Source organism: Sulfuricurvum sp. (assembly GCF_019163035.1).
Classification (GTDB): domain Bacteria; phylum Campylobacterota; class Campylobacteria; order Campylobacterales; family Sulfurimonadaceae; genus Sulfuricurvum.
Window position 1 is genome coordinate 1 of record NZ_JAFLKV010000118.1, and the last position, 9866, is coordinate 9866.

15 protein-coding genes are annotated in these 9866 nt (G+C 43.8%); 6 read left to right on the forward strand and 9 right to left on the reverse strand.

Annotated features, from left to right (window positions below):
• The 3 genes from JZU62_RS08480 to thiS form a co-directional block, all read left to right on the forward strand.
• Positions 1–834 (forward strand): SAM-dependent methyltransferase (locus JZU62_RS08480; protein ID WP_295013809.1); only part of this gene is annotated, 834 nt, incomplete at its 5' end.
• Positions 835–837: 3 nt separating this feature from the next.
• Positions 838–1347, forward strand: coding sequence for an ankyrin repeat domain-containing protein (locus tag JZU62_RS08485; RefSeq protein WP_295013811.1), 510 nt, complete (start codon positions 838–840; stop codon positions 1345–1347).
• Between the two features lie 8 nt (positions 1348–1355).
• On the forward strand, positions 1356–1556 hold the full coding sequence (thiS, locus tag JZU62_RS08490) for a sulfur carrier protein ThiS (RefSeq protein WP_295013813.1): 201 nt from the start codon (positions 1356–1358) through the stop codon (positions 1554–1556).
• 1 nt (position 1557) lies between these two features.
• On the opposite strand, the gene JZU62_RS08495 is transcribed toward thiS, so the two are convergent.
• The 3 genes from JZU62_RS08495 to fliL are packed head-to-tail and all read right to left on the reverse strand — an operon-like array spanning position 1558 to position 2812.
• A complete protein-coding gene (locus tag JZU62_RS08495; protein WP_295013815.1) occupies positions 1558–1854 on the reverse strand; it encodes a hypothetical protein in 297 nt (98 codons plus the stop codon).
• A gap of 5 nt (positions 1855–1859) precedes the next feature.
• A complete protein-coding gene (acpS, locus tag JZU62_RS08500; RefSeq protein ID WP_295013817.1) occupies positions 1860–2225 on the reverse strand; it encodes a holo-ACP synthase in 366 nt (121 codons plus the stop codon).
• Positions 2222–2812 carry a flagellar basal body-associated protein FliL gene (fliL, locus tag JZU62_RS08505; RefSeq protein ID WP_295013819.1) on the reverse strand — a complete coding sequence of 197 codons (591 nt, stop codon included), beginning with the start codon at positions 2810–2812 and terminating at the stop codon, positions 2222–2224. The genes acpS and fliL overlap by 4 nt, the downstream gene beginning before the upstream one ends.
• Positions 2813–2925: 113 nt before the next feature.
• On the opposite strand from fliL, the gene JZU62_RS08510 reads away from it, so the two are divergent.
• Positions 2926–3720, forward strand: coding sequence for an ABC transporter permease (locus JZU62_RS08510; RefSeq protein WP_295013821.1), 795 nt, complete (start codon positions 2926–2928; stop codon positions 3718–3720).
• Positions 3721–3729: 9 nt separating this feature from the next.
• Here JZU62_RS08510 and JZU62_RS08515 read toward each other — a convergent pair whose 3' ends face one another.
• From JZU62_RS08515 to JZU62_RS08535, 5 genes are read right to left on the reverse strand one after another with little or no spacing between them, the layout of a single operon-like run.
• Positions 3730–4410, reverse strand: a complete 681-nt coding sequence (locus tag JZU62_RS08515) for a carbonic anhydrase (RefSeq protein ID WP_295013823.1) — start codon at positions 4408–4410, stop codon at positions 3730–3732.
• Complete coding sequence (locus JZU62_RS08520; protein WP_295013825.1) at positions 4401–4673, reverse strand: hypothetical protein; 273 nt, start codon at positions 4671–4673, stop codon at positions 4401–4403. The genes JZU62_RS08515 and JZU62_RS08520 overlap by 10 nt, the downstream gene beginning before the upstream one ends.
• Before the next feature lie 44 nt (positions 4674–4717).
• Positions 4718–6070: a DNA repair protein RadA gene (gene radA, locus JZU62_RS08525; protein WP_295013827.1), complete on the reverse strand. Its 1353-nt coding sequence runs from the start codon at positions 6068–6070 to the stop codon at positions 4718–4720.
• Complete coding sequence (ftsY, locus tag JZU62_RS08530) at positions 6070–6957, reverse strand: signal recognition particle-docking protein FtsY (protein WP_295013828.1); 888 nt, start codon at positions 6955–6957, stop codon at positions 6070–6072. Before ftsY ends, radA begins: the two co-directional genes overlap by 1 nt.
• A 2-nt stretch (positions 6958–6959) precedes the next feature.
• Positions 6960–7514: a TlpA disulfide reductase family protein gene (locus tag JZU62_RS08535; RefSeq protein WP_295013830.1), complete on the reverse strand. Its 555-nt coding sequence runs from the start codon at positions 7512–7514 to the stop codon at positions 6960–6962.
• Positions 7515–7569: 55 nt separating this feature from the next.
• Between JZU62_RS08535 and JZU62_RS08540 the strand changes: the two genes are divergently transcribed.
• Positions 7570–8214 (forward strand): 5-formyltetrahydrofolate cyclo-ligase, encoded by a 645-nt coding sequence (locus tag JZU62_RS08540; RefSeq protein WP_295013832.1) that lies wholly within the window; start codon positions 7570–7572, stop codon positions 8212–8214.
• The gene (rny, locus tag JZU62_RS08545; RefSeq protein ID WP_295013834.1) at positions 8120–9688 is read left to right on the forward strand and encodes a ribonuclease Y; all 1569 of its coding nucleotides are present in this window, start codon (positions 8120–8122) and stop codon (positions 9686–9688) included. The genes JZU62_RS08540 and rny overlap by 95 nt, the downstream gene beginning before the upstream one ends.
• Position 9689: 1 nt before the next feature.
• On the opposite strand, the gene JZU62_RS11005 is transcribed toward rny, so the two are convergent.
• On the reverse strand, positions 9690–9857 hold the full coding sequence (locus tag JZU62_RS11005; protein ID WP_365956663.1) for a DUF3365 domain-containing protein: 168 nt from the start codon (positions 9855–9857) through the stop codon (positions 9690–9692).
• Positions 9858–9866 lie beyond the last annotated feature (9 nt).

Sequence of the window (9866 nt, forward strand, 5' to 3'; positions counted from 1 at the left end):
GATGAAGGGTTTTTGAGCCCCGATTCGCTGATCTGTGAGATCGGTGCCCATCACGGTTATCTGTTGGCGGATATTATAGAGTTTCTCCACACCCTACGCCCCTTATTATTGAAAACTCTCAGATTCGGGATTGTAGAGCGGTTTGAAAATCTGAGAGCGGCGCAACAACATTATTTTGACGAGTCGTTCGGTAATGCAGTGCATTTAGAACATTACAGTAATCTATCCGAGCTAAACGAGCAATCGACCTTTTTTATCGCGAATGAGATTTTTGACGCGTTTTCGTGTGAACTTTTCTATAAAGGGAAAATTGCCCGTGTAGAGAATCATGAGATATTTTTCGATATCGATGATCCTAAAATAGCTGCATTGGCTAAAAAATATAAGCAAGATCGCGGGGAAATTGCTTTAGGATACGAATCGTTTGCGGAGGTAATGGCTGGTTCTTCAAAACGGTTTGAGTTTATGAGCTTCGATTACGGTGAGTTGAATGCGCGGAGCGATTTTTCGATTCGTGTCTATCAAGAACACCAGACATTTCCCCTTTTCGATGAGGCACTGGTGCGCGCTGAGGCTTTCGGTAAAAGTGATATTACCTATGATGTCAACTTTACTCACGTCAAAGAGGCCTATGAAGCTCAGGGGATCAAATGTGCGCAGTACGCCACACAACTGGTGGCATTGGTCGAAATGGGGATTTTAGACCTCTTAGCGATGCTCAAAGAACATGCTGGAGATGAAATCTACGTTCAAGAGCTTGAAAAAGTCAAAATCCTTATTACTCCCTCACTTATGGGGGAACGGTTTAAGATGATACGGTTTACTCAAGGATAGAGGATGAAATTTTTCATAATACTGATGGTCACTTTTTCATTGTATGCAGGGGAATTGCATGATGCTGTTTATGAAGCGGATATGAAAAAAGTTGAAGCTATCATTATCTCAGGTGTAAATATAGATGATGCAAATAAAGCAGGCCTAAGTGCGCTTCATGTTGCCATAAAGCTTGGTGATGTAACCATGGCAAAATATTTGCTCAAACACGGAGCCGATATCAATTTTCAAGATTTAAACGGGAATACACCGTTGATCTTGGCAATCAAAAAGAAAAACTTGGAGCTGACAACATTTGTCGTGTTAGAGGGGGCTGATGTCAATCTCGCAAATAACGAGTGGATTACCCCATTGCATCAAGCGGCATTTAGCGGAAATGAAAAAGTGGTCGATTTTTTACTCAAAGCTAAAGCAAACCCAAATGTAAAAAACAACGACGGAGCAACGCCATACGATTTTGCGATAGCAAAGAAATTTTTAACGATAGCTCAACTTATTAAAATGTCGATGTAGGAGTAATTATGCAGATAAAAGTAAACGGTGAAATGAGAGAGATAGCGGAGGGGTCGAGTATGCTCGATTTGATCTGCTCGTTAGGTCTCGAAGAGCGTGTTATGGCTTCGGCTCTCAATATGGAGATCGTCAAAAAAGATCGTTGGGGAAGCGCTCTATTGAGCGAGGGTGATACGATTGAACTACTCGATTTTGTCGGGGGAGGGTGATTTAGTTTTCACCGTGCAACTCTAATAGTCTTTCGTATTTGGTCTTTAGGATCAAATACTCTTTATTCAAATCTTCATACGCTTTTTTGTAATCAATTTCAAACTCTTCAATAGCGGTACTATTGAGATCGTTTTTAGGTTGAACCGATGAAGGGTTCAGCACAATATACGTTACCTCTTTACCGTTCTCTTCTTTGACCACGGTGGGTAATTCTCCGCTCATCGTTTTTTTAATGACGCTAAATGTACTGATATGGTGTTTGGATGCATATTTTTGAATGCTTAGGAGTTCTTGCATATTTTTTACTTTATTGAAGATTTTGATTGTTCTAATGCTACTACAGCAATGGTAAATTCACCATCATGTGTAATCGAGACAGATGCATCGGTAATACCAAAATAGTCGCGTACACGAGGTGAAAGAGAGAGTTGAGGGGCACCTTTAGGAGTTTTTGAGAGGATGATATCGTGAAAACCGCATTCGCCGCCGATACCGCATCCTAAAGCTTTTGCACACGCCTCTTTTGCCGCCCAAAGACCTGCAAAATTTTGATTGCTTTTATACAAATGAATATCATTTTGAGAGAGCACTCTATTAATAGCACGATCGCCGAAACGTTCTATTGTACGTTTCAAACGGTCGGTTTTGATGAGGTCGATGCCGATCATTGCACCACGAAGTCGGTAAAGTAGACATTTTTGACTTTTCCGTCTTTCAAACGAGTATTTAAATCTTGGACAATCTCTTCTTTAAGTTTCTCTTTACCTTTTACCGTTGAAATCTCTTCAAGTGATTTAGAACTCAAAATACGAATGATAATATCGCGGAAAACAGGTTTTTTCTCTTCCAGTTCATGAGATAGCTCTTCCCCTTCCATTTCAAGATTGATTTCGCATTTGAGATAGCGACGACCACTTTCACTTAATAGATTGACGGTAAATGCATCGAGGGGAAACATCAATCCCACTTCGGTCATTGCTTCGCCACCAGCTTCTCCATGTCCATCTGAGGCTTTTGCTTCGCCTTCATGAGCTGCATCTGCTGCCGGCGCATGTCCTTCTGCTGCCACTTCGGTTTTAGCACCGTGACCCGCTTCTGCTGCTGCATCACCATTTCCCATCATCAGTGCCGCAACAACGCCGCCAATTACTAAAATGAGTACCAACACGGCGATGATAATAATCAAAAGCATATTCCCCGATTTTTTCTTCTCGCCTTCTTCGGTTCCCTGCTCTTCTTTTTCTTTTTCAGCCATCCATAGCTCCTAAGTTAAGTTAATTCTTTATTGTAGCAAGAAACTTATGAAATTTGCCACGGTACCTAATGGAAATTTTGGTAAACTTAGCAGATGAAAAGAAGGAAATATTTATGGTAGAGAGACTTTTAGGCTATATCGGTTACCCTTTTATCCAATTTTATGAGACGATTGAAAAATTTGGACAATTTATTTTATTTCAAACACAGCTTTTTAAACTTTATCCTCTCGCTTTTAAACGGTATAAAATTGTTTTAACACAAATCGAAGTGATCGGATTGGGATGTATGGGGGTTGTAACCCTTACCGGTTTGTTTACAGGGATGGTTGAAGCAATTCAGCTTTATGGGGGCTTTCACCAATTCGGGATTGAGAATTTTATCGGTTATACTATCTTTCTTTCGATCACAAAAGAGCTAGGACCTGTTTTTGCCTCATTAATGTTGATTTCTCGCTCGATCAGCGCAATGGCGGCGGAGCTTGGAACCATGCGTGTTTCAGAACAGATTGATGCAATTGATATTTTAGGGGTTAACTCTAAAGAGTATCTTATCACCCCTCGTATTATCGCCACCGTTATCTCGTTACCACTACTGGTTATTTGGTTTGATTTTGTCGCTATAGGTTCAGCGTATATCATTTCGACTAGTGTATTAGGGATTAACCCGATTGCTTATCAAGAGACATTGATGCGTTTGGGTGAATTTAGCGACATTATGACGGGTGTTATTAAAGCAGCAGTATTTGGATTTATTGTGAGTTCAATCGGTAGCTACATCGGCTATCACACGAGTGGAGGAGCACGCGGAGTAGGACAATCGACAATCTATGCCGTTGTTTATTCGGCGGTAGCGATTTTTATCACCAACTATTTTCTCTCGTCGCTCTTTTTGTATTTGGATTGGTAGGAGAGAAGATTACTCTCCGAGTTCACTTAGCGGGCGGAATTGATAGATGTCAGGGTCATAGTATTCGATAGCACCTGTCTCGATATCATAGTACCATCCGTGGATAAAGAGCTTTTCTTCTTCTACTAGTTTTTTGACGTATGGGTAGGTGAGGAGATTTTCGATTTGGGTAATAATTGAGAGGCGTTCAGTCGCACGAAGTAACTCTTCGTTGGGAGTATTTTCCCCTAATGCCAACATCGCCATCGATTTAGCTTTTTCTCCAAGGGTAAGCCATTTGGCGGTATGGATCATTGAGGTATCGCAGGATGATTTATAGAGTGCTTCAATAGCACCACAGTGGGAATGTCCGCAAATGATGATTTCGGACACTTCTAGCACTAATACTGCATACTCTATCCCTGCCGCCGTTGAGTGGAAATCCTCATCGGGTTTATAGGGTGCGACAAAATTACCGACGTTACGGACGACAAACAAATCCCCCGGACTCGATTGGACGATGAGATCGGGAATAACTCGTGAATCGGAACAGCCGATAAAAAGGGCACGAGGGTTTTGACCCTCTTTGACAAGATTGAGTAATTGAGTTTCATGCTTTTTGAAATAGGTTTGTTGAAATGTTTCATTGCCTTCAGCAAATTCTTTGAGACGTTGGACGCTTAGATTGGCGGCATTCTTGCTTAACGGCACTCTTCAATCCCCAAATATTTAATAATTGCTTCATACACTTGCCCATCTTCACGATCACTCACGTCATGATATTCTATAGTAATCATTCTTTTCCCCTCAGTTACAGAACCGCCGTAAATATTAGGTTCGGTAGAACATAATGGGGTGCACACTTCAATCGCTTTTTCGATTATTTGGCGCTCTTCTTCGGTTGAATACGCTAGAGAGAGCTTACTGTAAAGCTCTTCGGATTTATGATCGGCAACAATAGAACATACTGGCATAAAATATCCTTCGTTTGTAATGGGTAATTATACGGAAATTTAGGTTAAAACCACTCAAGTAGTTTACTTACTTCGTCAATTTCGTAACATTTGATCGCTGTTTTCTCAATCGGTTTTTTCGGGATTAGCGCTTTAGTGATTTGTTGAGAAGCCGCCTCTTTGAGCCTTTGATCGAGTTGGTATACTTCACGAATATCTCCGACGAGGGAAACTTCCCCAATAAATACCGTCTCTTTGGAGATAGCACGGTTACGAAAGCTACTGATGATGGCGGCGAGTATTGCTAAATCGGCAGAGGTTTCGGTAATTTTGATCCCTCCCGTGATATTGATAAAAACATCGTAGCTATTGAGTGGAATTTCGAGTTTTCGCTCCAGCAATGCGAGAAGCATATTGAGGCGGTTGTTTTCAAATCCTGTCGCTTGTCGTTTTGGGTTAGGGGCATGGGTGTCGCTTACCAATGCTTGCACTTCGAGGACAATGGGGCGAGTTCCTTCCATAATAACGGTGAGGGCGGAACCGCTTTGGGACTTGGTACGGTTGAAAAAGCGTGAGGAGAGGTCTTTCGCCGATACCAAACCATCATGGCGCATCTCGAAAACTCCGATTTCGCTCGTAGGACCGAAACGATTTTTAAATCCGCGTAATATTCGGAGTTCATGTCCGCTATCCCCTTCGAAATAGAGGACGACATCGACCATGTGCTCCAAGACGCGGGGACCTGCGATAGAGCCCTCTTTGGTGATGTGTCCAATGATGAAAATGGCAATACGGCGCTCTTTAGCAATGCGCATCAGATCAAATGTGATTTGCCGTACCTGTGTCACCGATCCGGGAGCGGAGGCGATAGTTTCGGAGTAGAGGGTTTGGATCGAGTCAATGATAATACACTCATAAGAGCGTTCATACAGTTCGGAGAGTACCTGCTCCAGTCGTATTTCGGCGAGGAGATAGAGATTATCCACATTGGCGCCGAGCCGGTTGGCGCGGAGTTTGATCTGCCCTTCGCTCTCTTCGCCCGATACGTAGAGGACATTACGGTTTTGTTTTGCCAAATTCGAGCCGATTTTCAAAAGCAGAGTCGATTTTCCGACACCTGGGCTCCCTCCGATAAGGACAAGAGAACCGGGAACGACACCCCCTCCGAGAACCATATCAAGTTCGGCATCGTCACTGGAAAAACGTTCAGTGTGCTCTTCGACGATTTGGGTGATCTCTTTGGCTTTGGTTCCGCCTGAGGGTGAAGAGGAAGAGGTTAGTTTAATCGTCTCTTGCTGTTGTTCGCTCAGTTCAACAAAACTGTCCCATCCTCCGCAATTGGTACATTTTCCCATCCATTTTGGGGTAGTGAATCCGCAGTGTTGACATTCGAAGAGGACGTTTTTTTTCTTTGCCATTAGGTATTAGACTCTTCCCCAAAAATAGCATCTAAAATACCATCCACAAATTCGTATTTATTAAACGGTATCAGGTGCTCAGGCTGTTCACCGACGCCGATGTAGAGGATCGGTAGGGAGAGGGCGTAGGCGATAGAGAATACCGATCCCCCTTTCGCCGTGCCGTCGAGTTTGGTGATGATGATTCCATCGACTCCTACCATCTCATTAAATGCTTTGGCTTGGGCAATCGCCGAAGATCCTTGGGTTCCATCTAGGATCAGGATTTTGCGGTGCGGTGCTCCGGTGTGGGCTTTGTCACAGATACGGACGATTTTTTTGAGCTCATTACCGAGGTTGGTTTGGGTGTGGAGACGTCCTGCAGTGTCGATGATCACCTGCTCGAACCCTCGTGCTTTTGCTGATTCGATCGTGTCATAGGCTACGGCACTCGGATCATGCCCTTGACGAGAGGAGACGATAGGGACTTCGAGCTTATCTGCCCATCTCGTGAGTTGCTCGATGGCGGCGGCACGGAAAGTGTCTCCCGCACCGAGGATAACTCGATCACCCGTGTTCAGATGGTGTTGGGCTAGTTTAGCAATCGTTGTCGTTTTTCCTGCACCGTTGACTCCGATGATGAGGGTAACCGTCGGTTTGTCAGGATTATCGGGTAATGTGTTTTGGGCATAGTTGAGGGTAGAAAGGAGTTTAGAACGGAGTTGTTCGCGTGTGATGTTCTCTTGATACAGCTCTCGTAAAATGATTTCGACGAGATCGTACTCAACGTCGGCTTCGAGGAGGATATTTTCGAGATCGTTTTTACTGATCGTCGCTTTTTTATCAGGGATAATCGCACTGATGGCCTCGACAGTTTTTTGAAGCCCTTTTTTGATGAATGAGAACATACTTATTTCCCTAATGCTTGAGCGATATCGCGATCAATAATCTCTTCTTGGGTCGCACCCGCGTAATGGGTCACGTATTGACCGTTTTTATACAAAACCATCAAAGGGATTGGGAACTGTTGACCTACGCCGATAGTGGATGCGATAGCACGGGCAAGGTTTTGGTTATCGGCTTTGTTGGAGATGAGATAATCGCCCCCTTTGTATTTTTCACGGAACGCATCGAGCTCGGCGTTACTTTTATCCTCTTCGATGGTAATCCCCATAATAATCAAATCGTCACCGTATTTTTTTTGCAAATTTCCCAAATGCATCACTTCGGCTTGACAAGGAGGACACCACGTGGCGAAAATATCAAATAATACTATTTTGTCATCTCCCGCATCGAGGGTAAAATTAGTTCCTCGTTTTTCAACTTTGTAACTTTTACCTTGGGTATCCATTAGGGTAAACTCAGCGGTAGAGACGAGTGCCTCATCGGAAGACTCTTTTTTGTCGCACCCTTGAAATAGGAGTGAGAGTGAGAATAAAGGGATTAATAAATGGGCTAAACGCATACAAAACCTTTTTTAGAGTAAAATGATGAAGATTATAACGAAGCAAAGGTAAAAAGTGACCAAAAGCGATTTTAGAGCCCATTGTTTGAATCGGCTCAAATCTCTTCCCGCGAGTACGAAAAAAGTGCGTGATGTAAAAATCAATGCATTGTTGCAACGTATTTTAAAAACATTCTCAGGGAAACGGATTTTGTTCTATTATCCTATGGGATTTGAAGCGGATATCCGTAAAACAATCCACACTTTTCGTCGTGAAAAAGAAGTATATTTGCCGTTTATGGATGGCGTCAGTTTCAAAATGGTACCATTGAGATACCCGTTGGAATGTAAAGCTTTCGGGATTTATGAGCCACGGAATTCGTATAGAAAATATAATTTAATAGATGTAGCTATTGTCCCTGTAGTAGGGGTAGACGGATCTTTGCGCCGAGTAGGTTTCGGTAAGGGGATGTATGATCGATTTTTCCCGACCCTAAAAACGAAACCGTTTACGATTTTTATTCAATCGTGCGCATGCCGAACGACGCACGATATTTGTGATGATTATGATGTGCAAGGAGATCTACTCATAACTCCCTATGGGGTTCAAAGTATGAGGAAAACCAATGTTGAACGAACTACTCGTAGGAAGCGGCATCGCCGCAGTGAGCGGGTTGGTCGGATTTTTAATTTCAAAAAAGATTACCGCAGCTCATTTTGATCTCTATTTGGAACAGGCGAAAGCCAAATCCAAAGCGATTGAAAATGAAGCACAAATGATGTTAGAACGCTCCTCACTACGCTCTCGTGAGATCGAAAAAGAGGCGCAAAAACGGTACGATGAAACTTCTGAGCAAGTCAAAAAAGATTTTGCTTTTCGTGAAGAGAAGATTGAACGCTCAGAACGTGAGTTTGAAAATCTTCGACAAAATGAAGTGGAAAAGCTCTCACAGGAGCGTACCGTAATCGAAAACAGACGGCTCAATATTGAGCGTAATGAACGTGCATTAGAGAAATTAAAAGAAGACTACCGCCAAAAAAGTGAACAAATTAAGGTGATCGTCGAGCAGCGTTCCGGATTATCGGCACACGAAGCGAAAACGATTCTTTTAGACCAGATTCGTGAGAGCGAGCGTCTGGATTTAGCGAGAGAACTACGTAAAATAGAAGAACAGTCCAAAGAGCAACTCAAGCGCAAAGCTGAGTATATTTTGGCACAGGCAACGTCGCGATTTGCGGGTGAATATGCCGCAGAGCGGCTCATCAGTGTGATCCATCTCGATGATGATGAGCTCAAAGGGCGCATTATCGGTAAAGAGGGGCGTAATATCAAAACCCTCGAAATGGTGAGTGGGGTCGATATCATTATCGATGAGACACCGAATGCGATTATTGTGAGTTCGTTTAACCTCTATCGCCGTGCGATAGCGACTAAAACGATTGAGCTTTTGATCCAAGACGGACGTATTCAGCCCGCACGGATCGAAGAGGTGTACCAAAAAGTATCTGATGAGTTTGAGGAATCAACAACCCGCGAGGGGGAAGAGATTGTCCTTGAATTAGGGATAGGGGGTATCCATCCTGAATTGATGAAACTGGTCGGTCGGTTAAAATACCGCTCCAGTTACGGACAAAATGCCCTTGCTCATACGCTCGAAGTGGCGCACTTAGCGGGGATTATGGCTTCTGAGATGGGGGGTGATGTTAAACTCGCCCGCCGTGCGGGATTGCTCCATGACATCGGTAAAACTCTGACCCAAGATAACGGGGGGAACCACGTCGATATCGGGGTGGAACTGTGCCGTCGCTACGGTGAAGATCCGGTGGTTATCAATGCGATTTATGCCCATCACGGTCATGAAGAGATCAAAAGTATCGAGTGTGCGGCGGTGTGTGCCGCCGATACCCTCTCCGCCGCCCGTCCGGGAGCACGACGCGAAGTGTTGGAGAGTTTCTTACGCCGTGTGAGTGAGATCGAAGAGATCGCTACCCAAAAAGCGGGGGTAAAACAAGCCTACGCGATCAATGCGGGGCGTGAAGTGCGGGTTATTGTCAGTGCTCAAAATGTGAGTGATGATGAGACGACTTTGATCGCCCGCGAGATTGCCGATGAGATTTCTCAAAAAGTGCAGTTCCCCGGAGAGATAAAAGTAAGCGTTATCCGTGAAAGCAGAGCTGTCGAGTACGCGCGATAGGTTATCGTGCTATTTCGATAGCTATCATTCCTCGTAAATCTCCCATCTTATAACCGGTTGCTTTATCCTCAGGATACGCGGCCGTAATCGCTTTGGCTAAATCCCCTTCGACATTTCCATGACACTTCAAACACGCTTCATTATTGATCACGATCGGTTTATAGAACATGATTGTATT

Coding starts and splice junctions, on each gene's coding strand:
- JZU62_RS08495 (WP_295013815.1), bottom strand. CDS start 1,854: ATGCAAGAACTCCTAAGCATTCAAAAATATGCATCCAAACACCATATC.
- fliL (WP_295013819.1), bottom strand. CDS start 2,812: ATGGCTGAAAAAGAAAAAGAAGAGCAGGGAACCGAAGAAGGCGAGAAG.
- radA (WP_295013827.1), bottom strand. CDS start 6,070: ATGGCAAAGAAAAAAAACGTCCTCTTCGAATGTCAACACTGCGGATTC.
- rny (WP_295013834.1), top strand. CDS start 8,120: ATGTTGAACGAACTACTCGTAGGAAGCGGCATCGCCGCAGTGAGCGGG.
- thiS (WP_295013813.1), top strand. CDS start 1,356: ATGCAGATAAAAGTAAACGGTGAAATGAGAGAGATAGCGGAGGGGTCG.
- JZU62_RS08520 (WP_295013825.1), bottom strand. CDS start 4,673: ATGCCAGTATGTTCTATTGTTGCCGATCATAAATCCGAAGAGCTTTAC.
- acpS (WP_295013817.1), bottom strand. CDS start 2,225: ATGATCGGCATCGACCTCATCAAAACCGACCGTTTGAAACGTACAATA.
- JZU62_RS08510 (WP_295013821.1), top strand. CDS start 2,926: ATGGTAGAGAGACTTTTAGGCTATATCGGTTACCCTTTTATCCAATTT.
- JZU62_RS11005 (WP_365956663.1), bottom strand. CDS start 9,857: ATGTTCTATAAACCGATCGTGATCAATAATGAAGCGTGTTTGAAGTGT.
- ftsY (WP_295013828.1), bottom strand. CDS start 6,957: ATGTTCTCATTCATCAAAAAAGGGCTTCAAAAAACTGTCGAGGCCATC.
- JZU62_RS08485 (WP_295013811.1), top strand. CDS start 838: ATGAAATTTTTCATAATACTGATGGTCACTTTTTCATTGTATGCAGGG.
- JZU62_RS08535 (WP_295013830.1), bottom strand. CDS start 7,514: ATGCGTTTAGCCCATTTATTAATCCCTTTATTCTCACTCTCACTCCTA.